Below are 22,233 nucleotides of genomic sequence, written 5' to 3'. Positions count from 1 at the left end.
ATAGGTTGGAGCCGGCTGGCATCAGCCGCGCAGGCTGAGCTGCCAATCCCAGCATTGCATGGGTTGCACGCATGGCAATGCTGGGTTTGCAGCCCTGGCCTACCCGGGCGGGTCAAGCTTGAGCACCTGGCCGGGCTTCAGCGCCTTGCCGTGCAAGTGATTCAGGCGTTCGAGCGTGCTCATGCTGACCGAATAGTGGTGAGCGATCTGCCACAGGCTTTCGCCGGACTTCACCACATGCGTTCTGATGCGAGGGGCGTCGGTTGGCGTGCTGTAGGCCTGATCGGTATAGGCCGCCGGCAAGGGCGTATTGTCGGAGGTGCTGGCCACCATGCCCTGGTCGTTGGCGATTTGCATCGCGTTGCGCAGCAGCTCGGCATTGCGATGCGGCATCAACAGGTGAGGCTGCGCGTCCGTGTTCAGGAAATTGGTTTGCAGCGCGGGATTCAAGCGCTTGAGCGCGCCGGTTTCCATGCCGGCTTGATTGGCTGCGAGCGACAACGCCATGCCGTGGTCGATGCGCACGGTTTCAAGATGCTGATCAGCCGGAAGGGTTGGTAGCTCCACGTTGAAACGCGAGGGGTCCCGCACCACGCAGGAGATCGCCAGCAGCTTGGTCAGATGTTCGCGTGTCACCTTCGGTACCGGCCACTTGGGAATGGCCGGTTCGTCCGGTGGCAGTCCGTGCTGCTGCACGAGCCGCTGGACACCAAATTCGCCGCGATTGAACGCGTAGTCGACCAGGCGCCAGTCATGCAACTGGTCGTGATAGCCGTGCAGCAAGTCCATCACGCCATCCGTCGCGGCGGAGGTGTCCAGGCGACCGTCGTAACCGCGGTCCATATGCAGTCCCATGTGGTGCGCCGTGCTTTGCACCAGCTGCCACATGCCCGCCGGCAAGTTGCGATGGCCGGGGATGGGGTGATATTGGCTTTCCACCCATGGCAACAGCACGAACTCACCAGCCACGTCGTGTTTCTCGGCCGCCTGCTGCACGTAGATCAGCTGTGGCAGTGCATCGCTCATCTGTTGCTCGAAGCGCTGCGGATTTTGCGTGTAACGATGCGCCCATACCATGATCTGCGGGTCCGCATCGCAATCGGCCATCGCAAAGCTGCTGCGCAATTTGTCCCACACGTTTGCTCTGGATTCCTGGGGAGTGGCAGCCGATCGCGATGTTTGCGGCGCAGGCGAGGATGCGGTCGGCGGCAGGCCGGAGGAAGGGGGGGGCGTAGTCGGTACTGGTGAGGATGGCCTGTTCGCCGGAGGCGTGGCGCACGCCGCCAGCAAGGAGGCCAAGGCAACCGGTAGAAGTCGTCGTGTGTGTCTCATGCCTGGAACACGTCCTTGGCGGAGCGCAAGGCTGCGAAGCGTGCGACGGGTTCATTGGCTGCGCCGTGCCGGCGGCACCAATCGATCACGCTTTCGCTGTTCACGCGCAGGAAGGGATTGCAGGCAAGTTCACTGGAGAGAGTCGCCGGCACGCTGGGCTGTTGCTGGGCGCGCAGCTTTGCCACCTCGTCGAGCCGCTGCTTGAGTGCCGCATTGTCGGGCTCCACCGTTTGCGCGAAGCGTCCGTTCGCTGCGGTGTATTCGTGGCCGCAACAAACCAGCAAGTTGTCAGGCAACGCGGCGATACGCTGCAGGGAGGAAAACATTTGCGCAGGCGTGCCTTCGAACAGGCGGCCGCAGCCCAGGCTGAACAGCGTATCGCCGCACAGCAGTACGCCTGTGCCCGCGTACACGATGTGGCTGATCGTGTGTCCCGGCACGGCCATGACCTGAAAGCGCGCAAACGGTTGCGTAAGTGCAAGCGCATCGCCGTCCCGTACGCGGTGCGTTGCTATGCTGATGCGATCATCTTCAGGCGCGTAAACGGGGACCTCATGCGCTTTGCGTAAAGCGCCGGCACCACCGATGTGATCGTTGTGGTGATGCGTCAGCAGGATCGCGCGCAGCTTCAGCTTGCGTGCGTGCAAGGCATCTTCCACCGGACCGGCTTCGCCGGGGTCGACTACAATGGCGTGGCCGCTGTCGTCGTGCAGCAGCCAGATGTAGTTGTCGGCAAGAGCCGGTAACGGTACGACGTGCAAGGGCGTTCTCCGCTCTGTTGCGCTGCCCGGACCGCATCGGCAGGACATCGCCCATGCAAAACGATCAGCGCATCCTTCGTATCGACTGGCGCAGGCGTCCTGATCTTGCGCGAGATCGCCGACTATATAGCCCGAGGCTTCCTGGATCGTTAGATATGTGTTAATCGAGCAGGTTCGGTGCTGCAGTGTGCGACTGGTTCGTCTTTGTAAAGCCAGCCGTTAAACTGTCCTACATGCTTTCGACAGGCCCCCGGTAGATGCCCCAGCGCGCCCACGATATTTACGCAAGTGCGCCCATGCGTAGTCTGCTGGCTGATGAGACGATGGCCTACATGCCCGATGTGCGTCGTTGCGCCGGCAGCCGGGCGCTGCTGCTGTCTGCCGCATCGGACGACAAGCCCCCGAATCCCCCTTACCTGGGTCAGTGGGTAACGCTGCGCCTCGCCGAGGGCCGTTTCCGGGGCGACGTATGCGCCAGCGCCGACGAGCCACTGCCGTTCATGGGTGAGAGCTTCGACCTGATCCTGCTGCGCCATGCGCTGGAGCTGTCGCCGCTGTCGCTGGACGAGGTCGTGCGGGTGCTGGCGCCAGGTGGAATGCTGGTGCTTACAGGGATCAGCCCATTGAGCGGATGGACGCCCTGGTGGCTGTGGCGAACCCGTGGTAGCACCACGCAGGCCAGGTCACCCTTTCAGCTCGCCGCGCGCTTGCGCCGTGCGGAAGTGCAGGTGGAGCGGGTGCAGCGGGTGGGGCAAGCGTTGCCGCTTTCTTCGGCGGCGTCCGGCCGGGTGCCCGGCTGGCTGGGAGGTGGCTACGTGCTGGTCGCGCGCAAGCGCGGCCCCGCCAGCGCACCGACCCGGCTGCGGCCCAAGCCGGTGACTGCCCCAGTACGAGCCGGCCTGGCGCCAGGTGCCAGGCGCAGCTCAGTGAGCTGAGCAACCCTATAAATTACGATTGAGCGACGGAGCCAAACGAGTGGCGGAAGTGGAAGCGTTTACCGATGGCGCATGCCTAGGCAATCCTGGCCCTGGTGGATGGGCGGCCTTGTTGAGAGCGAAAGGCGGCGAGCGCCTGCTGAGCGGTGGCGAAGCGCAAACCACCAACAATCGCATGGAACTGATGGCCGCCATTGAAGCGCTCGAAGCGCTCAAGCGCCCTTGCCAGGTAGTGCTCACGACCGATTCCCGCTACGTGATGCAAGGCATCGAAGAATGGGTGCCGCGCTGGATCAGCAACGGCTGGCGTACTGCCGACAAGAAGCCGGTCAAGAACCAGGATCTGTGGCAGCGGTTGGCAAGCGCTGCGGCGCCACACAAGATTCGCTGGCAGTGGGTGCGCGGCCATAGCGGGCATGTTGAAAACGAACGCGTGGACGAGGCTGCGCGACAGCAGGCTGAGCAGTTCAGGAAAATGGCATGAGGCAGATCGTTCTCGATACGGAAACCACCGGCCTGGAAGTGCGCCAGGGCCATCGCCTGATCGAAATCGCCTGTGTGGAGATGGTGGAGCGCCGAATCACTGGCAGTCGCTACCAGACCTATCTCAATCCCGAGCGTGCTATCGACGAAGGTGCGCGCGAAGTCACCGGCATCGCCGATGAATTTTTGCTCGACAAGCCGCGCTTCCACGAAATCGTGGAGGAGTTTCTGTCCTTTATCGACGGCGCCGAGTTGATCATCCACAACGCGGCGTTCGACGTGGGATTCATCGATGCCGAACTTGCGCGCGTGGGCGCGCACTACGGCCGCATTGCGGATCGCTGCAATGTACTGGACACGCTGCTGATGGCGCGGGAACGCTATCCGGGGCAGCGCAACAGCCTGGATGCGTTATGCAAACGTCTGGGCGTCGACAATTCGGCGCGCGATCTGCACGGTGGCCTGATCGACGCGCAACTGCTGGCAGACGTCTATCTTGCGATGACGTCAGGCCAGGTTGTGTTGGATCTGGGCTTTGAGGGAGGCACGGAGGCCCATGGCGCACACGCCATAACGGCTCCCGTGGTACTCGCGTGCAGGCCCCGTGTATTGCGCGCCAGCGAAGAAGAAGTGGGTGCGCATTTGAAGCGCCTGGATGCGCTGGACAAGAGTGCGGGCGGTCAGTCCGTATGGCGCAAACAAGAAGCGGAAGCTAATGAATCCGCACCAATATCGCCGTGACGTTATCGCTGCCGCCGCCTTCGAGCGCGGCCAGCAGCAGGTGATCAAGGCATTCTTGCGCCGCCAGATCACGCCGACTGATGATCTCCTCGATGCGGCTGTTGCTCACTTCCTCGGTGAGTCCGTCGCTGCACACCAGAAAAGCCACACCAGGCTCGAGCCGGCCTTTGGCCATACTGATATGCAGTAGCTCCAGTGCGGTGATGCCCAGAGCCTGGGTGAGGATATTGCGCTGAGGATGACGCCTGGCCTGTGCTTCATCGATCGCCCCGGCTTCGACCAGGCGCTGCACCAGCGAATGATCGTGGCTGATCTGCCGCAAGCCGTCTTTCCACTGATAGATGCGGCTGTCGCCCACCCAGGCCACTTCGTAGTCCTGCTCGGAAAAACGAATGGCCGCCACGGTGGTGCCCATGGGCAGCGCGTCGTCATAACGCTGCGCGTATTCCAGCAAGCGTGCCGCCGCACCGTGCACGGCTTCGGCCAATGACTTGCCCTGGCGTACCGATTCCACAATCGCATCGCGCGCCATCGCCGAGGCCACTTCGCCATGCTGATGCCCGCCCATGCCGTCGGCGACCAGAAACAGGCCGAGCGCCGCATCGGCGTAGTAGGTGTCTTCGTTGCGCGCGCGGCGCAAGCCGACATGGGTTCCGTGTCCGAATTCGATCATGGTTTTCAGCTGGGTGGATGCATGCAGCATGCCGGATGTGGGGAGGCGGTGCAAAAGTTTTGCCATGGCGTACACATCGTGGTCGCGCACGAGCAGACGGATGAGTTGGCCGATGGCGGAAAAGGGAGGGCGGTCCGTATCTGGTCCGGCTCGCCGCTCAACGCAAAGCCCGGCCGAACGGGCGAGGCCTCATCGGACGGCTTTTTCGGCCACCTACAAAAAAACGCCCGCATGGGGCGTTTTTTTGTAGGTGGCGGAGAGGGTGGGATTCGAACCCACGGTACGCTTACACGTACGCCTGATTTCGAGTCAGGTACATTCGACCACTCTGCCACCTCTCCGAAAAGTGTGCGCTATGGGTCGCGAGCCAGACATGATACGTGCTGTGCGTGGCTGTGACAACTGGCCGTGAGCTTACCGGATGCTCGGGGCGGGCGTGCTGTCCAGACGGGCGCCCAGCCGCTGCCTACGGGGCAAGTAGTGATGGTCAGGATCGAGCGACATCGCGACATAGCGTGAACGCCCGACGATTTCGTTGCGCGGGAAGAACCCGAGATAACGCGAATCCAGGCTGTTGTCGCGATTGTCGCCCAGCAACAGGTACTGGCCCGCAGGCACGGTCACCGGGCCGAAGTCGCGCGCTTCGCCAGGCCGGTAGAGTGAAAGCCGCACCAGGTGCTGCATGTTGCCCAGGCGCTCCATCTCGTAGCGCGCCGGGTCCTGCAAGTCGTCATGGATGCCGGACACGCTAACCGGCGAATAGCGGGCAGCAATGCCGTTGACGTAAAGCACGTTGTCGCGCATGGCCACTTCGTCGCCCGGGGTGCCGATTACGCGCTTTACCAGCTTTTCGTTGGCGGCGTGTGAGTCCAGCACGACGATGTCCCCGCGCTGGGGATCGGCCAAATGGACCAACGAAAGGTGGGTAAACGGCACGCGGACGTCATAGGCCACCTTGTCTACCAGGATGCGGTCGCCGATCTGGATGGTGGGCTGCATCGAACCGGTAGGTACCACGTTCCAGTCGGCGAGGGCACTGCGAAACACCAGCATGCCGAGCATGAAGGCGAGGAAGCCCTTGTTACGGGAAAGGAAGGTCAATACCCGACGCATGGCATACCCTTGAATTGGCGGGACAAGATTTCCCGCAAGGATGGACAGCGCAGGCGCCATAAGAGTTTCTGGTCTACCAAGCAAACGGAGCGATGTCGCCATCGCCCCGTTGCCGGTCTTAAGGATGATCTGAAAAAGTCCGTCACGGACTTTTTTAGACGCGCTTAAGTCCGGTACACGCCCGGACTCGGCTACGCCAAATCAAGCGCTTGCGCGCCTGATTTGCGGCGGGCCTTCCCTGGCCCGCGGAAACTCTGAACTTATTCAGAGTTTCCTTAAGCCGCCGCCTTTTTCTTCGCCAGCCGCAACCAGGTATCGACCACGGTGTCTGGATTGAGCGATACCGATTCGATGCCCTGGTCCATCAGCCATTCGGCCAGGTCCGGATGGTCGGACGGGCCTTGGCCGCAGATGCCCACGTACTTGCCGCGCGCACGCGCGGTCTTGATCGCCATGGCCAGCAGCTTTTTCACCGCCGGGTCGCGTTCGTCGAACAAATGGGCGACCACGCTGGAATCGCGATCCAGACCAAGCGTGAGCTGGGTGAGGTCGTTCGAGCCGATCGAGAAGCCATCGAAGATGTCCAGGAATTCATCCGCGAGCAGGGCATTGGACGGCAGTTCGCACATCATGATGACCTTGAGGTCATGCTCGCCCTGCTTGAGCCCGTTCCTGGCGAGTACTTCGACCACCTTGCGGCCTTCGTCGAGCGTGCGCACGAAGGGAATCATCACCCAGACGTTGGTGAGGCCCATCACTTCGCGCACGTGCTTGACGGCCTTGCATTCCAGGCCGAACGATTCGGCAAAGCCAGCGTCGACGTAACGGCTGGCGCCGCGGTAGCCGATCATCGGGTTTTCTTCGTGCGGCTCGTAGCGCTGTCCGCCGAGCAGGTTCGCGTATTCGTTGGACTTGAAATCCGACAGGCGCACGATCACCGGTTTGGGGTAGACCGACGCGGCGATGGTGGCGACGCCTTCGGCCAGGCGGTCGACGTAGAAGCTCACCGGACCCTTGTAGCCGGCGATGCGCGCGTCGATCTTTGCCTGCGTTTGCGCATCCTGCCGGCTGTATTCGAGCAGGGCTTTGGGATGCACGCCGATGTGGCTGGCAATGATCATCTCCAGGCGTGCCAGGCCGATGCCCGCGTTGGGCAGCATGCCGAAGTCGAAAGCGCGCTCCGGGTTGGCGACGTTCATCATGATCTTGAGCGGCGCCTCCGGCATCGCGCCGAGGTCGGCGGTTACTCGCTCGAATTTCAATTGGCCTTCGTAGATCAGGCCAGTGTCGCCTTCGGCGCAGGAAACGGTGACCTCATGGCCGTCGGGAATCGTATCCAGCGCATGGCCGGTGCCGACCACGGCGGGCACGCCCAGTTCGCGCGCGATGATCGCGGCGTGACAGGTGCGTCCGCCGCGATTGGTCACGATGGCGGAGGCGCGCTTCATCACCGGCTCCCAATCCGGGTCGGTCATGTCGGCAACCAGCACGTCGCCGGGCTGCACTTTGTTCATGTCCGCCAGCGAACGGATCACCCGTGCCTTGCCGCTGCCGATCTTTTGGCCGATGGCGCGGCCTTCCGCCAGCACCTTGCCTTTTTCGTTAAGGTGGAAGCGCTCGAGCTGCGTGGCATGCGCGCGCGATTTCACTGTTTCCGGGCGCGCTTGCACGATGTACAGCTTGCCGGTGTTGCCGTCCTTAGCCCACTCGACGTCCATCGGGCGCTGGTAGTGCTGCTCGATCACCAGTGCCTGCTTGGCCAATTCCTGCACGTCTTCGTCGGTGATGCAGAAACGGTTGCGATCGGTAACCGGTGTTTCCTCGATCCGTACGCGCTCGCCCGGCTGGTCCGAATAAACCATACGCTGCTGCTTGGCGCCGAGGCTGCGGCGCAGCACGGCGGGTTTGCCGGCCTTCAAAGTAGGCTTGAACACGTAGAACTCATCCGGGTTCACCGCGCCTTGCACCACCATTTCGCCCAGGCCATAGCTGCCGGTGACGAACACCACGTCGCGGAAGCCGGATTCGGTATCGAGAGTGAACAGTACGCCCGAGGCACCAACGTCCGAGCGCACCATCAACTGCACGCCGGCGGAAAGGAACACGTCCTCGTGCTTGAAGCCCTGGTGCACGCGGTAGGCGATCGCGCGGTCGTTGTACAGCGAGGCGAAGACTTCCTTCACCTTGTGCAGCACGTCATCGATGCCGACTACATTGAGGAAGGTTTCCTGCTGGCCGGCGAAGGAGGCGTCCGGCAGGTCTTCCGCCGTGGCAGAGGAGCGCACGGCCACGGCAATGTTGTCAGCGCCTGCGTCCTTGCACAGTTTGGCGTAGGCATCGCGTATCGCTCCTTCCAGGTGGGCGGGCAGGGCGGTGTCGACGATCCAGCCGCGAATTTCCTTGCCGCCTGCGACCAGGGCATCCACGTCATCGACGTCCAGCGAAGTCAGCCGCTCGGCGATGCGCTGGGACAGGCCGCTCTTTTCCAGATACTGCTGGAAAGCCTGGGCCGTGGTGGCGAATCCGCCGGGCACGGATACCCCTAGCTGGGCCAGGTTGCCGATCATCTCGCCGAGCGACGCATTCTTGCCGCCAACTTTGCCGAGGTCGGTCATGCGCAGTTGGTCGAGCCAAAGCACCAGATCGTTCAAGGGGGTCTCCTCAAGAGCTCTAAGGGAAAAAGCAGGCTGCGATGCCGGGCCAAACCGGTCGCACAAGACTGGTATTGTCCGCTGTCGATGGTGCGCGGCACAAGAAGACCATTGCGCTCTGGTGGCGCGCCACCTGCATACCAGTCAGGCAAAAGTCAAGCAACGACAAGGCTTCTTGCTTGGGTTATGGTGCAAAGCAAGGATCCAGGCCGCCCACGGAAAACGCATGCAACGCTCGGTTTTTTTCATCTCCGATTCCACTGGTATTACGGCCGAGACGATCGGGAACAGCATTCTTGCCCAATTCGAGGGGGTGCAATTCGAAAAGCACCGCCTGCCGTTCATCGACACCCCTCAGAAAGCGGAGAATGCCGCGCTGCGCATCAAGACCAGGTATGCCCAGAGCGGGCACCGGCCGATCGTGGTCAACACTATGGCCGACCCCGCGCTGTGTGAGATCGTGGCCACCAGCGGGGCACTGATGCTGGATGTGTTTGCGCCGTTCATCGGCCCCTTGGAGGACGAACTGGGCACCCGCCATTCGGGCGCGGTGAACCGTTCACATGGCCTGGTGGATTTCGCCAAGTACGAGGCGCGCATCAACGCCACCAACTACGCCTTGAGCCACGATGATGGCATGGCGGTGGATTACGCGCAGGCGGATCTGATCCTGGTCGGCGTGTCGCGCTCGGGCAAAACGCCCACATGCTTGTACATGGCCTTGCATTATGGAGTCTGCGCCGCCAACTACCCTCTGACCGAAGAGGATCTGGACAAGCTCGAGCTCCCGGCCCGTCTGCGCACCAACAAGCACCGTCTGTTCGGCCTCACCATCGAAGCTCAGCGTCTGGCGCAGATTCGCGAAGAGCGGCGCCCGGGCAGCCGGTATGCCACCTTGAAGCAATGCCGCTGGGAGCTGGAGCAGGCCGAAAGGCTGATGCGCCAGGCGGGCATTCCATACCTAAACACCACGCACGTTTCGATCGAAGAGATTGCGAGCAAAATCCTCGATCAGTTCGGCATTGAAAAAACCATGTACTAGGAGACGACCGCAAGCATATGAGTGCCGTACTCGACCGCCGTACCGCTCTGCTGCCAGGACGCTTCGAGTTCCTGATGGGACTGTATGCCGAGAATTACCATCGGCTGACGCGCCTGTTCGCTCCGCAGCAGCTGGAACTGGGCGATTACGTGTCGGATGTCGACGATGGCCTGCCCGTGCATCTGGTGCTGCAGGAGCGCCACCCCTATACGTTGGAGCTTGAACTGACCTACGGGTTTGTCGATGCGCAGACCGGTCGCCGCGCACCATCGGCGCAGTTGCGCATGTATAGCGACGCCCATGTCGCCGAGGCTTTGCATTGCCATCCCGGCCGCCATCTGTGGCAGGTGCTGGGACCGTTCCCGCCTGCGCATACGGTGTTCCAGCATCGGCTGCAGATGAACAGCTTTCTGACCCGCTGGCTCGAATATCTGGTGGAACAGGGGCATTCGGCGGGGACGCTGGAGCGAGTGGCCAAATCAAGCGGCTGAGCCGTTCATCGTGGCTACCAAAGTGTTGCAAGGCGTTGCGACTGGGTTGGCCGGGTCCTTCCGTGTGCGTATTCTGGTTCTTCTGTTTTTGGAGCTAGACGAGGTTGTGGAGATCGATGCAAGGCGAAAGGACGCGAGGACAGAAATTCGCAGCCATGCTGGTTGGTTTGTTAGGCATGATGTCATCCACCGCTTTTGCGGTCGACTTGTCGCTCAGCGGCGGCGATGGCTCGGTCGCTGGGAGCTTGGGCGGGCGGGTGATTCCGGGGTTGCTGCGCGCCGACCTCGGCTATCTGCATACCGGGCGAGGTGACGGCAATGCCGATGTCTACTCGGGCGATCTACTGCTTTCCCCCGCGCTACCGATCTTCCACCCCCAAGTAGGCGTTCGTTATCAGTACCAGGACAGCCGATATGGACGCGGCGGCGGCCTGGGCTTCGGTGGTTCACTTTTCCTGGGAGTATTGCCCAGGCTCCAGCTGGGGGTTTTTGGTTTCTACACGCCCGGCAAGTCGACCACTGGCAACCTTCGCCGCAGCGTCGATTATGGTGCGCAAGCGAAGTTGCACGTTGTCCGCAGCCTGTATGTCTCGGCCGGTTATCGCATTCTACGCAGCCGTTTCGAAGGTGGGGGCGAGCATGATTTGTATCGCGGGCCTGCCTTCAGCGTAGAGCTTGGGTTGTAGCTTGAGTGCACGCTTCCAGTCGCGTCCTGCGTAGAGTCGGCGAGACAGGGGGGGCGTGCCAGCCTACGCTGTAGCGGCGACGTGCGGCTCGATCGCCCGGTCGATCACCGTCGTCGCGCATTCGCTTTTCGCAGGCAACAAAAAACCCGCTGGACGCGGGCTCTTTGGAAAGGTGGCGGAGCGGACGGGACTCGAACCCGCGACCTCCGGCGTGACAGGCCAGCATTCTAACCGACTGAACTACCGCTCCACTTTGTACAACCTTACCTACCAGCAGCGGCCAACTTACCAAGTCCTTTTCCACTCCGCCTGCTGATCAGGTGAAATGGCGTCCCCACGGGGATTCGAACCCCGGTCGCCACCGTGAAAGGGTGATGTCCTAGGCCTCTAGACGATGGGGACGTGTATGTTGGTGGAGCCAGCCGGGATCGAACCGGCGACCTCTTGCATGCCATGCAAGCGCTCTCCCAGCTGAGCTATGGCCCCGCCGCTGGAAGCAAAAAAGAATAGGGTGGGTTCGTAATTCCGTCAAGCTTTTTTTAGAAAAAGTTCATGGCGAGTGAACATCGCACACAAACTCACGGGCAGGGACGAGCCTCCCAGGCTAGCGGCGGGGTCGTTGCATCGGGTTAAGCTGTGAACCGGGTACCTTCGTGAGTACGGCATGCACGATATCGGCTTCCTTCGCGATCTCGCACTGGTGATGCTGGTGGCCGGTGCCACGACCGTATTGTTCCAGCGCTTGCGGATACCCGTGCTTCCCGGCTACATCCTCGCGGGTGTGGTGATCGGTCCGCATACACCGGGGGTGCTGGTCGCCGATCCGCGCGCCATCGCCGATATTTCCAATCTTGGCGTCGTGCTGCTGATGTTCACGCTGGGACTGGAGTTCAGCGTGCGCAAGCTGCGCCAGGTCGGCGGCACTGTGTTGCTGGTCACCGTGATCGAAGTAGGCTTCATGTTGTGGCTGGGTTATCAGATCGGCCTGCTGTTCGGTTGGGGCGGGCGCAACGCGTTGTTTCTGGGCGCCATCGTGGCCTTGTCCTCCACCATGGTAGCGATGCGCGCACTGGAAGAAAGCGGCTTTCGCCAATGGCCGTTTGCGCGACTGGTGATCGGCATGCTGGTGGCCGAAGACATGCTTACCATCGTGTTGCTCACCTTGCTGACTGCAATCGCCATCAGTGGCACGGTGGAGACGGGAACCGCCTTCGCTCTGGTAGGGCACCTGGGGTTGTTCGTGCTGGCCGGCATGATCGTGGGGCTGTTGTTATTGCCGCGGCTGGTGGATTACGTCGCGCGCTTCGATCGCGACGAAACTCTATTGGTCAGCGTGCTGGGCATTTGTTTCGGCACCAGCTTGCTGGCGGCATGGCTGGGTTTCAGCGTGGCGCTTGGCGCGTTCCTGGCCGGTGCGGTGGTGGCCGAAGCGCACAGCGCTTCACGCGTCGTGCATCTGGTCGAGCCGCTGCGCGACATGTTTGCCGCGCTGTTTTTCGTGGCGATCGGCTTGAAGATCGACCCATTCCAACTCGCGCACTATGCGCTGCCCGCCGTGTTGATCGCCTTGACGGTGATGCTGGGCAAAAGCGTGGTCTGCAGCGCGGGCATGTTCTTCATCGGCCATGATTTGCGCACGTCGTTGCGTGCCGGGCTTTGCATGGCGCAGATCGGTGAGTTCTCGTTCGTGATCGCAGCGCTTGGACTTACGTTGCATGCGGTGGACGATTTCATTTATCCGACCGCGGTGGCGGCCGCGCTGATCTGCATGGTGGCTTCACCCTACTTGCTGCGTTCCACCGAATTGCTGGTTCGGGCGGGCCGGCACATAGTGCCGCGGCCGTTACGGCTGGTGATCACCAGCTACAGCGGCTGGCTGGAAAATCTGCGTCCCGTCGACGAGAACGTAGTGCTGGCGCAGATGTTTCGCCGGTTGCTTTGGCATATCGCGGTGAACATTTCGCTGGTCGTTACGCTGTTCGTGATCGGTGCCTACTTCAACGCGCACAACGCCGTCTGGTTCGAGCGCTTGGGGCTTGATCGCGACACGCGCCACTCGGTGATCTGGGCCTGCGCGCTGTTTCTGTCGCTGCCCTTGTTGATTGCGGTGTATCGCAAAGCCGAAGCCCTCGGCATGCTGCTGGCGGAACTGGGCATACGGGAGCGGTTCGCTGGCTCGTACACCCAGGCGATTCGGCAGGTTCTTGCGAAACTGATTCCGCTGGCGACGCTGTTGGTTCTGGCCATCCTGGTCGGTGTATTGGGTTCGACCATTTTGCCGCCCCGCGGCGTGGCGCTTTCGCTGGTTGCCGTGTGCGTATTTCTCGCCATCATTCTTTGGCGAGGCCTGGTGAAGATGCACGCAAGACTGCAGGCGGCACTACGCGAAACGCTGGAAAAGCCTTCATCTTCTCCTAACGAATCGAGCTGAACGAGGCGTTGCGCACACGCCAGCCTGAACTTTTCAACGGACGGGTGGTCAACTACGAATCGTCGTTGCCAAGACCGGACTGGACACCGCACAATGCGTGGCCAGCCTCCATTTGGGGGGAGGTCCGGCGGGGCACGCCGGCAAATCCAAAGACTTAGGGAGTTCCGAATGAAGCATTTTCTGCGACCCACGCTGACTGCGGCCGCGCTGGCCGTTGCGCTGGGCATCACCGCTGGCGCGCAGGCCCAGACGTCCAAGACGACCAGCACCGCAGCCACCGGTGCCGTCGACAAGACCAAGGCCAGTGAAATTCTCGGCTATCAGATCGCTGGGCAGGTTCCTGGGCCGATGCGCGAACTGGTGGACCCGGCGGCTGTGGGTCGCGCCGTGACCGCTGCATTGAGCGGCCAGCGTCCGAGCATGACCGATGAGCAGGCTGCCCCGGTGTGGAAGGCCTTCGTCGAGGAAGCCAAGGCCAAGGGCCAGGCGGAATTCGACGCCATGTCGGCGAAAAACAAGGCCGAAGGTGATGCCTTCCTGGCCAAGAACAAGAGCGCCGCGGGCGTGAAGGCCACCGCTTCGGGCCTGCAGTACCAGGTCATCAGCCAGGGCACTGGCGCCCGTCCGGGTCCGAACGACACGGTCAAGGTGAACTACAAGGGCACCCTGGTAAACGGCGAAGTGTTCGACAGCTCCGACAAGAACAACCCGCCGGGGCCGACCGCGATTCCGCTCGCCCACGTAATCCCGGGCTTCCGCGAAGGCTTGCAGCTGATGCAGGTAGGCGGTCACTACAAGCTCTTCATCCCGCCGAACCTGGCCTATGGCGCGGAGCCGAACCGTCCGTTCCCGCCGAATGCCACACTGATCTTCGACGTGACCCTGGTGAGCACCGGCCCCACGCCGGCTGGCGCACAAGCTCAGGGCGGTGGCGAAGAGCCCAGCGGCAAGTAATCGCCCCTCGGCAACGTAATGCCTGGATGAACGGGGCGCGAACGATCGCGCCCCGTTTGCGTTTGATGGGCACAAGCGCCGGTGTCCTTGACATAGGCGTTTCTTTTGACGCTGTTAGAATTCACGCCCCTCTACAAGGTGTTGATCCGATACGATGAAAGTCACCATTTTTGGTACTGGCTATGTGGGTCTGGTTACCGGAGCCTGCCTGGCCGAAATGGGTAACCATGTCGTCTGCGTCGACATCGATGAAAGCAAGGTGGCTCGCCTCGGCCGCGGCGAGATACCGATCTTCGAGCCGGGCCTCGAGCCGATCGTGCGGCGCAACCACGCCAACGGACAGCTTGAATTCACGACCGATGCGGCCGCGGCCGTGGCGCATGCGCAAATCATTTTCATCGCCGTGGGCACGCCGCCGGACGAAGACGGTAGCGCGGATCTGCAATACGTATTGAGCGTGGCCCGCTCCATCGGCCGGCACCTGGATCGGTATGCGGTAATCGTCAACAAGTCCACGGTACCGGTAGGTACCGCCGATCGCGTGCGCGTGGCGGTAGCCGCGGAGCTTGCCGCGCGCGGCGCGGCGATCGATTTCGACGTGGCTTCCAATCCCGAATTCCTGAAGGAAGGCGACGCAGTCGAAGACTGCCTGCGTCCCGATCGCATCGTGATCGGCAGTTCCAGCGAACGCGCCATCGGTTTGCTGCGCAAGTTGTATGCACCCTTCAATCGCAGCCACGATCGCACCGTGGTCATGGATGTGCGCTCGGCCGAGCTCACCAAGTACGCGGCCAACGCCATGCTGGCCACCAAGATCAGCTTCATGAACGAGATCGCCAACATTGCCGAACGCGTCGGCGCCGATGTCGAATGGGTGCGCCAGGGCATCGGCTCGGATCCACGCATCGGCTATCACTTCATCTACCCGGGCATGGGCTACGGAGGGTCGTGCTTTCCCAAGGACGTCCAGGCGCTGGAACGCACCGCGCGTGACGTAGGCTACAACGCGCGTTTGCTCGGGGCAGTAGAAGCGGTCAATGGCGACCAGAAGATGAAGCTGTTCGAATTCATCCAGCGTCATTTCGACGGCAGCGTGCGCGGGCGAACGATCGCCCTGTGGGGGCTGGCGTTCAAGCCCAACACGGATGATATGCGCGAAGCATCCAGTCGCCGCTTGATGGAGGTGCTGTGGGAGGCTGGCGCCAAGGTACGAGCGTTCGATCCGGAGGCGCGCGAGGAAACCCGGCGTCTGTATGGTGAACGTAGTGACCTGGTGCTTTGCGACAGCGCCTATCAGACTCTGGACGGCGCCGATGCGTTGGCGATCATCACTGAGTGGAAGGCTTTCCGGAGCCCCGATTTCGCCCGCATCCGCGCCATGCTGAAGGAGCCGGTCATTTTTGACGGGCGTAACATGTACGAGCCTCAAGTGGTGGAGGAGGCCGGTCTGGCGTACTACGGCATCGGCCGCGGCCGGAGCGTGGTACGGCCGGAAGTGCCATGAGCCATACCGAACAGCGTCTTACAGAGCTGGAAGTCCGGCTCACTTTTATCGATGATGCCGTCCAGGCTCTGGTGGCCGCCGATGCAGAACAGTCCGTGCGTATCGCGAAGCTGGAACGCCTGATACGCGATCTGCGTAGCGAGCTGGAAACGGTGCGCCTCGGGCAGGGACCCGATCCGCACAGCGAGCCGCCACCTCCCCATTATTGATTGAACGCAACACGTAACACTGGATTTTCGATCATGGTCGATTCATTGCGAGATCAGCTCCTGAAGAGCGGCATCGTCAAGCAGCTCAAGGACGAAAAGCGCCAGCAACAACCGGCGCCCAAACCGAAGGCGCCGTTCGCCAAGGGCAAGCCGACACACAAGTCGAAGCCTGCGCGCAGCGACAGCGAGATGGATCTGGCCAAGGCCTACGCCATTCGTGCGCAGACCGAGGCGCAAGAGCGCAAGCGCATCGAACAGGAGGCGGCCGAGCAGGCGCGCCTGAAGCGCGAGCGCAAGGCAAAAGTACAGCAGCTACTTGAAGGCCAGGTACTGAACAAAGCGGATGCCGATCAGGTGCGGCATTTCGAATACGGCGGAAAGATTCGCCGGGTGTATGTAGATGCCAACCAGCTTGCCGACCTCAACGCCGGCAAGTTGGGCATCGTGCAGAACGCGGGGCGTTATCTGCTGGTGACGCAGGCGTTGGCGGAGCAGGTGCGGGAGATCGATCCGCACCTGCTGGCCTTGCTGGTGAGCCCGGCCGCCGCGGGGGTGGACGAGGACGGTATTCCGGATGATTTGATGTGGTAGGTGGGGTGCTCCAAAGCGACCCGATCAACCGGCAACCGCCACGTCAGATTCCTCCTGCAGCTTCAACGCTGGATGGTCCCAGCCATGCTTCGGCGTGAAACGCTCGCCATGGCGCTTCGCCAGCGTTTCGAGTTTCTGGCGCATTTTCTCGGCGCCCTCGTTGCGTACGAACTGGATGGGGCCGCCACGGAACGGCGCAAAGCCGGTGCCGAAGATCACGCCGGCGTCGAGCAGGTCGGCATCATCCACCACGCTGTCACCCAGGCAGGCGACCGCTTCATTCACCATCGCGAGTATCATGCGGTCGCTCACATCCGGCGGTGGCGTGTAGTCCGGGTCCACCTGGGGTTTCTGGGGCTTGCCGTCCTGCCAGGTGTACAGGCCCTGGCCATCCTTTTTGCCGCGTTTGCCGGCTTCGAGTTTTTCCTCCAGGCCCGGCGGAAGCTCCAGGCCCAGGAAGGGTGCCAGTTCCTTGCCGACTGAAGCGCATACGTCCAGGCCCACGACGTCGGCCAGTTCGATCGGGCCCATCGGCATGCCGAAGGCCTTGGCTTCCCGGTCGAGTACCGGTCCGGGCACGCCTTCGTTGTACAGGCGCAGAGCCTCCAGCAGGTAGGGCATCAGGATGCGGTTCACCAGGAAGCCTGGCGTGCCCTTGACCGCCACGGGCAATTTGCCGATCGCTTTGCAGAATGCCATCACCCGTTTTTCGATGGCCGGGTCGAGTCGATCGTGACGTACCACTTCCACCAGCGGCATCTGCGCTACCGGGTTGAAGAAATGCAGGCCCAGGAAACGCTGCGGCGCTTGCAGAGGCTTGCGCAGTTCGTCCAGCGGAATGGATGAGGTATTGGTGGCCAGGATGCCATTGCTGAGGCTCAGTTGCGGCTCGATAGTCGCGTAAAGCGCTTCCTTGGCCGCAGGGTTTTCGAAAATCGCTTCGATGGCAAGATCGGCCTGCGCAACGCCGGCGCCTTCGACATCCGCGCGTAGGCGTTTGCACGCTTCTGCCACTTTTTCCGGCGTTTTCAGTTTTTTCTCGTACAGCTCACGAGCACGGTCCAGTGCGGGCTGGATGAACTTGATCTCGCGATCCTGCAGCGTGACGTCGAAACCCTTGAACGCCGCCCATGCCGCGATATCGCCGCCCATGACGCCGGCACCGACCACGTGTACGTGATGGATGTCCGCGTCGACGCCGCTGCCCTGGCCCTTCAGGCGTTCCTGCAAAAAGAAGATGCGGATCAGGTTGCGTGCGGTGGAGGTCTCCGCCAGCCTGGCGACCGAGCGTGCTTCGAGTTTCAGGCGTTGCTGAATGTCGCTGCCGCCGCGCTTCCACACATCGATCAGCGCGAAGGGGGCAGGGTAGTGCTCCTTGCGTACCTTGGCCGCAGTCTGCTTGACCACCATGGGCGCGAGGATCTGGCGCGCTAACCAGGTGTTGCTGATCCATGCCGTCGCACGCTGTGCGAACGGGCGAGTTTGGGGGTGACGCAAGAGCGCGCGCGCTTCAGCCATCAGCTCATCAGCGCGGGCCACTCGGTCGACCACACCCAGACTCTTGGCTTTGCGGGCGGACAAGGCCTTGCCAGTCAGCATAACGGGCAGCGCTTCCGCCGCACCGATCAGGCGCGGCAGTCGGGCCGAGCCACCCCAGCCGGGATGGATCCCCAGCATCACTTCCGGCAGCCCGATGCGGGTTTTCTCGTCGTCCGTGGCAATGCGCTGGCGGCAGGCCAGGATCAGCTCGGTGCCGCCGCCCATGCAGGCGCCATGTACCGCGGCCACGGTGGGGCAGGGCAGGCGCGCCAGCGCTTCAAACACCCGCTGGCCGCTCTCGATGTTCTCCAGCACCGTGCCCTGCCTGGCGTATTCGACGAATTCCTTGATGTCGGCGCCGACGGCGAACCCGTTGGCCTTGGCCGAATGGATGATGACCCCGGCTGGCTTTTCGATCGCCAACCGCTCCACGATCTGCCCCAGCTCATCGAGTACTTCGCGGGAAATGGCGTTGACCCCGCTATGGGCGCGATCCAGGGTGAGGGTAACGATGCCGCTGTCATCCAGGCTCGTTTTCCAGTGATTGAAGCGCAATCCTTCGAACATGGGGGCATAGGGGGATGGCCGGGAGGCCTTCACCATACCGTCCCGCAACGATGATTGCGAGACGTACCAATAGGGACGCCCTGATCTATTCCACGCACCCGGCACGACGTCCAGAAGGCCCGCAGGGTGTGTCGCGCGGCACAGGGCAGACTGGCCGTCTGTTCAAGCCGCGGGGCACGGCCCCGAGCGTGCGCTGACGGGTACGGGAATAGACCAGGGCATCCCAAGGGAAAGGTATTGTGTATCCCTGGGGTATGCCTCGTGGATCACGCATCGACGTTCCGGCTATTGCGCTTCGCGTACGACTGCGTAACTTACCAGATGCGACGACTTCCCTTTGGGCGGTATGACTTCCCTGATGGCCCCCGCGCCGCTTGCCGGCAGCGACATCTACGAGCGCATCCTGACTGCCCCGGGAGGGCTGGTCGTGCTGGAGCACGTCGAGAGCAAGGCTTTGATCGAGCAATTTCGTGCCCTGGCGCGCCTCAACGGACAGTCGGTCTATCTGTGGCGGCCTGAAACCGGCATGGAAAACCTGCGCGAGGCCCATGCGGTGATTCCCGGGTCGCAACGCCTGGGCAATGCCTTGCGGTATATCCAGCAAAGCATTCATTTCGGCGTGTATCTGCTGTCGCCGTTTCCTCTGCCGCTGGCGGCGACGGACAGCAGCTTGTTGCGGCAGCTGGCCCGTGCACCTGCGGGGCACGTGCGTCGGGTAGTGTTGCTCGATGCGCCGCAGAGCCTGGTCTCCAGCATCGACGACATTGCGGTGCGCCTGGGCAGCGCGGCGGACATGATCCAGCGCCCAAGGTTGCGCGACGGACGATGGCTGTTGTGAGTGCGGCTGCTTTTCAATCCGGCATCTTGCTGGTGGCCTCCCAGCGCGAGCTGCGTCGCGAGCTGTTCGACGCGCTCGATCACGAGGGGCATCCGACCATTCATTCCGCGCGCGACATGACGCATGCGGCGATCTTGCTGGAAGGGCGTGAACCGCTGGCGTTGATCGTGGTGGTATTCGACGGCGATGGACGTGCCGGCGTCACGGTCTGCGAACAATTGCGCCTGTTGCCGTCCTGCCTGGACGCGCCGATCATCGCCGTGCTGATCGACGACGCGACCGTCAAGCCTACCCAGTTGCCGCCCATGGTCGACGGCTGGCTTTACGCATCGCAAATCGGCAGCGAGCTGATAGCGCGCTGGCAGCAATTGAGCGGCGGGAAGCTGAAGCAGGTTGCGGAGCAGGCTGGGAATCCGCTTCCGGCACCTTCCTTTGCATTGCCCACCACCACCAACGATTACCGCTTCATCTTCGAAGATGGCGAAGGCGACTGGCTGATTGTCGATCCTGCCGCCGAGCGCGTGGTGGAGGCCAATCCCGCCTATATCCGGCATAGCGGCCTGGCCAATAGCTTGCTGACCGGCACGTCGCTGCCGGAATTGCTGATCTTCGAAACGGTGAGTCTGGAGAAGGCGCTGCTCGATGCGGACCGGCACTGGCTGGCGTGCCGGCGCAAATCGGTTCGTGGTCACGATGTTGGCGAAGCCAGCGTGCGGCGCGTACGGCACAACGGACGCGAGATGGTCGCACTGGCGTTTCGCAGCGCCAGCGCAAGCGTACGTCCGGCCGTCGCCCTGGGCGTGCTGGCACGCCTGTTCTCGGGCAATCACGACGATGCGAGTCTGCCGGAAACCGCGCGGCTGCTGCTGGACGAGATGGATCTGGACTATCTCGCCGTGTGGTCGGCGCGTCCGGAAGAAAGCAGCGTTCCGGTGCAGATCGTGCAGCGCTGGCGTGGCGAGGAGCAGATCTGGCCGGGGCCGCAATTGCAGAGCTCTCTGCGCTTGGTGCTCGCCGGTCGCACGCTGATTCATCCGCATGATGCGAAGCGGTTGGCCGAGGTCGACCCGCTGATCAATCTGCTGGGCTTGCGCGGTTTCGTTGGCTTGCCCTTGCTCGATGAACGGCGCAGTGTGCTGGGCGCCTTGCTTGCGGGCAGCCGCCATCCTTTCAGCGAACCGGGCATCGTGGAGCCGGTGCTGCATTGCTCCGCCGCCCATTTCGCGCACATGCTCGAATTGCGGCGCACACGCGAGCAAGGCCGGGCAGAAGGCTTGCTGGATGCGCTCACCGGCCTGCCCAATCGCCTGCTGTTCAACGACCGTCTCGACACCATCATTCGCGAGGCGAACCGCACCGGCGAAACCTTCGCCGTACTGTTCGTGGACCTGGACCGCTTCAAGTTCATCAACGATACGCTCGGTCATGCGGTAGGCGACCAGGTGCTCGTCGCGGTGACGCAGCGGTTGCGCAGCAGTGTGCGCGCGTCCGATACGGTGGCGCGTTACGCCGGTGACGAGTTCATCATTGTGCTGCGGCACATCGTCAAGACCGACGACGTGCTGCGTGTGGCGGAAAAGATCGTGCAGTTGATGGAAGCGCCGTTGCATCTGGAAGACGGTCCTGAGCTGCAGGTCACCGCATCCATCGGCATCAGCTTCTTTCCGGAAGACGCGCTCGATGCCGAGACCTTGCTCAAGCATGCCGATGAGGCGATGTATGCCGCCAAGAGCCTGGGACGCAACAATTACCGTGTCTACGACGTAAGCCCCGCGCAGGAGCAGCAGAATGCTGCCTTGAAGGCGCGCTTGCGCCATGCCGAGGGCAACGGCGAATTGCGGGTGTTCTATCAGCCGCAGATCAGCGCGGAAACCGAGGACATCGTCGGCATGGAAGCGTTGCTGCGCTGGGAGCATCCCGAATTGGGCCACATCGGCCCCGGTTTCTTTATTCCGTTGGCGGAAGAAACAGGACTGATCGTCTCGATCGGGGAATGGGTGCTGCGCACCGCCTGCAAACAGGCCAAGGAATGGGAGGACCGCTTCGGCCTGCGCTTGCGGCTGGGCGTGAACCTATCTGCAGTGCAGCTGATGCAGCCGGACCTCCCCGAGGTGGTGGAGACGGTCCTGGGGGAGAGTGGTCTGGACCCTGGGCTGCTCGAACTGGAAGTCACCGAGAGCATCAGCATCAAGGCCGCGCCCAACCTGATGGAAAACATGCAGAAGCTGCACAAGCTCGGCTGCCATATCGCCATCGACGACTTCGGCACCGGCGCCGCCTCGCTCGACTATCTGCGCAAGCTCCCTGCGGACCGCATCAAGATCGACCAGAGCTTCGTGCGCAACATCGGGGTCGACCCGGATGACGAAGCGATCGTGCGCGCCACCATCGAAATGGCGCATCGCCTCAAGCGCGGGGTGGTGGCCGAAGGCGTTGAAATCGAGCAGCACCTGCAGTTCCTGCGCGCCAACCATTGCGATGAGCTGCAGGGCTACCTGTTCTGCCGGCCGCTACCTCATACCGGCTTTGAGCGCCTGTTGGGCGAGCGCGAGCGCTTGTTGTCCGGACAGAGCCTTTCGGTTGTCCAGGCTTAAGGATGCCCCGATCTGTTCCACGCAACCCGGCATGGCGTCCAGAAGGCCCGCAGAGTGTGTCGCGTGGCACAGGGCATCCTTATTGAAATCTCGCCGCT

General features: G+C 62.4%; 19 protein-coding genes and 4 tRNA genes. 13 read left to right on the top strand and 10 right to left on the bottom strand.

Features of this window, described 5'->3' with window-relative positions:
* Positions 1-99: 99 nt before the first annotated feature.
* Positions 100-1,137, bottom strand: a complete 1,038-nt coding sequence (locus EKH80_RS00375; RefSeq protein WP_230473344.1) for a LysM peptidoglycan-binding domain-containing protein — start codon at positions 1,135-1,137, stop codon at positions 100-102.
* A 191-nt stretch (positions 1,138-1,328) separates the two neighbouring features.
* Entirely contained in the window at positions 1,329-2,093 is a 765-nt protein-coding gene (gene gloB / locus EKH80_RS00370; protein ID WP_126682751.1) for a hydroxyacylglutathione hydrolase, read from the bottom strand.
* A gap of 296 nt (positions 2,094-2,389) precedes the next feature.
* Between gloB and EKH80_RS00365 the strand changes: the two genes are divergently transcribed.
* From EKH80_RS00365 to dnaQ, 3 genes are read left to right on the top strand one after another with little or no spacing between them, the layout of a single operon-like run.
* Positions 2,390-3,028 (top strand): class I SAM-dependent methyltransferase, encoded by a 639-nt coding sequence (locus tag EKH80_RS00365; protein WP_230473343.1) that lies wholly within the window; start codon positions 2,390-2,392, stop codon positions 3,026-3,028.
* 40 nt (positions 3,029-3,068) lie between these two features.
* A complete protein-coding gene (rnhA, locus tag EKH80_RS00360; RefSeq protein ID WP_126682749.1) occupies positions 3,069-3,512 on the top strand; it encodes a ribonuclease HI in 444 nt (147 codons plus the stop codon).
* The gene (gene dnaQ, locus EKH80_RS00355; protein ID WP_126682748.1) at positions 3,509-4,252 is read left to right on the top strand and encodes a DNA polymerase III subunit epsilon; all 744 of its coding nucleotides are present in this window, start codon (positions 3,509-3,511) and stop codon (positions 4,250-4,252) included. The genes rnhA and dnaQ overlap by 4 nt, the downstream gene beginning before the upstream one ends.
* Here the strand turns inward: dnaQ and EKH80_RS00350 are convergent.
* The 4 genes from EKH80_RS00350 to ppsA all read right to left on the bottom strand — a co-directional run bounded on the left by EKH80_RS00350 (position 4,224) and on the right by ppsA (position 8,689).
* Positions 4,224-4,925, bottom strand: coding sequence for a PP2C family protein-serine/threonine phosphatase (locus tag EKH80_RS00350; protein WP_126683182.1), 702 nt, complete (start codon positions 4,923-4,925; stop codon positions 4,224-4,226). The genes dnaQ and EKH80_RS00350 overlap by 29 nt on opposite strands.
* A 251-nt stretch (positions 4,926-5,176) precedes the next feature.
* Positions 5,177-5,266, bottom strand: a tRNA-Ser gene (locus tag EKH80_RS00345).
* A gap of 73 nt (positions 5,267-5,339) precedes the next feature.
* Positions 5,340-6,038, bottom strand: coding sequence for a signal peptidase I (lepB, locus tag EKH80_RS00340; protein WP_126682747.1), 699 nt, complete (start codon positions 6,036-6,038; stop codon positions 5,340-5,342).
* Positions 6,039-6,313: 275 nt separating this feature from the next.
* A complete protein-coding gene (ppsA, locus tag EKH80_RS00335; protein WP_126682746.1) occupies positions 6,314-8,689 on the bottom strand; it encodes a phosphoenolpyruvate synthase in 2,376 nt (791 codons plus the stop codon).
* A gap of 226 nt (positions 8,690-8,915) precedes the next feature.
* Between ppsA and ppsR the strand changes: the two genes are divergently transcribed.
* From ppsR to EKH80_RS00320, 3 genes are all read left to right on the top strand, one after another.
* Positions 8,916-9,731 (top strand): posphoenolpyruvate synthetase regulatory kinase/phosphorylase PpsR, encoded by an 816-nt coding sequence (gene ppsR / locus EKH80_RS00330; RefSeq protein ID WP_126683181.1) that lies wholly within the window; start codon positions 8,916-8,918, stop codon positions 9,729-9,731.
* 17 nt (positions 9,732-9,748) lie between these two features.
* A complete protein-coding gene (locus tag EKH80_RS00325; protein ID WP_126682745.1) occupies positions 9,749-10,222 on the top strand; it encodes a DUF1249 domain-containing protein in 474 nt (157 codons plus the stop codon).
* Between the two features lie 176 nt (positions 10,223-10,398).
* On the top strand, positions 10,399-10,908 hold the full coding sequence (locus EKH80_RS00320) for a YfaZ family outer membrane protein (RefSeq protein ID WP_158628703.1): 510 nt from the start codon (positions 10,399-10,401) through the stop codon (positions 10,906-10,908).
* A 173-nt stretch (positions 10,909-11,081) separates the two neighbouring features.
* On the opposite strand, the gene EKH80_RS00315 is transcribed toward EKH80_RS00320, so the two are convergent.
* The 3 genes from EKH80_RS00315 to EKH80_RS00305 all read right to left on the bottom strand — a co-directional run bounded on the left by EKH80_RS00315 (position 11,082) and on the right by EKH80_RS00305 (position 11,394).
* Positions 11,082-11,158: transfer RNA gene (locus EKH80_RS00315), tRNA-Asp, on the bottom strand.
* 76 nt (positions 11,159-11,234) lie between these two features.
* Positions 11,235-11,310, bottom strand: a tRNA-Glu gene (locus tag EKH80_RS00310).
* 8 nt (positions 11,311-11,318) lie between these two features.
* Positions 11,319-11,394 (bottom strand) — tRNA-Ala (locus tag EKH80_RS00305).
* Between the two features lie 178 nt (positions 11,395-11,572).
* On the opposite strand from EKH80_RS00305, the gene EKH80_RS00300 reads away from it, so the two are divergent.
* The 5 genes from EKH80_RS00300 (at position 11,573) to EKH80_RS00280 (ending at position 16,597) form a co-directional block, all read left to right on the top strand.
* Positions 11,573-13,339, top strand: coding sequence for a cation:proton antiporter (locus EKH80_RS00300; RefSeq protein ID WP_126682743.1), 1,767 nt, complete (start codon positions 11,573-11,575; stop codon positions 13,337-13,339).
* A 168-nt stretch (positions 13,340-13,507) separates the two neighbouring features.
* Positions 13,508-14,293, top strand: coding sequence for an FKBP-type peptidyl-prolyl cis-trans isomerase (locus EKH80_RS00295; RefSeq protein WP_126682742.1), 786 nt, complete (start codon positions 13,508-13,510; stop codon positions 14,291-14,293).
* Between the two features lie 154 nt (positions 14,294-14,447).
* Positions 14,448-15,797 (top strand): UDP-glucose dehydrogenase family protein, encoded by a 1,350-nt coding sequence (locus tag EKH80_RS00290; RefSeq protein WP_126682741.1) that lies wholly within the window; start codon positions 14,448-14,450, stop codon positions 15,795-15,797.
* Entirely contained in the window at positions 15,794-16,006 is a 213-nt protein-coding gene (locus EKH80_RS00285) for a SlyX family protein (protein ID WP_126682740.1), read from the top strand. Before EKH80_RS00290 ends, EKH80_RS00285 begins: the two co-directional genes overlap by 4 nt.
* A 33-nt stretch (positions 16,007-16,039) precedes the next feature.
* Positions 16,040-16,597, top strand: coding sequence for a DUF2058 domain-containing protein (locus tag EKH80_RS00280; protein WP_126682739.1), 558 nt, complete (start codon positions 16,040-16,042; stop codon positions 16,595-16,597).
* Between the two features lie 24 nt (positions 16,598-16,621).
* Here the strand turns inward: EKH80_RS00280 and EKH80_RS00275 are convergent, their stop codons facing one another.
* Positions 16,622-18,703: a 3-hydroxyacyl-CoA dehydrogenase NAD-binding domain-containing protein gene (locus EKH80_RS00275; RefSeq protein WP_126682738.1), complete on the bottom strand. Its 2,082-nt coding sequence runs from the start codon at positions 18,701-18,703 to the stop codon at positions 16,622-16,624.
* Positions 18,704-19,061: 358 nt separating this feature from the next.
* Between EKH80_RS00275 and EKH80_RS00270 the strand changes: the two genes are divergently transcribed.
* On the top strand, positions 19,062-19,541 hold the full coding sequence (locus EKH80_RS00270) for a hypothetical protein (protein ID WP_230473342.1): 480 nt from the start codon (positions 19,062-19,064) through the stop codon (positions 19,539-19,541).
* Entirely contained in the window at positions 19,538-22,135 is a 2,598-nt protein-coding gene (locus EKH80_RS00265) for a putative bifunctional diguanylate cyclase/phosphodiesterase (RefSeq protein ID WP_230473341.1), read from the top strand. Before EKH80_RS00270 ends, EKH80_RS00265 begins: the two co-directional genes overlap by 4 nt.
* The last annotated feature ends 98 nt before the right edge of the window (positions 22,136-22,233 follow it).

Origin of the sequence: Dyella choica, from assembly GCF_003977665.1 — a bacterium.
GTDB classification, from domain to species: domain Bacteria; phylum Pseudomonadota; class Gammaproteobacteria; order Xanthomonadales; family Rhodanobacteraceae; genus Dyella_B; species Dyella_B choica.
The sequence above is the reverse complement of the archived record's forward strand: the minus strand, read 5'-3'. Positions and strand labels throughout refer to the sequence as shown.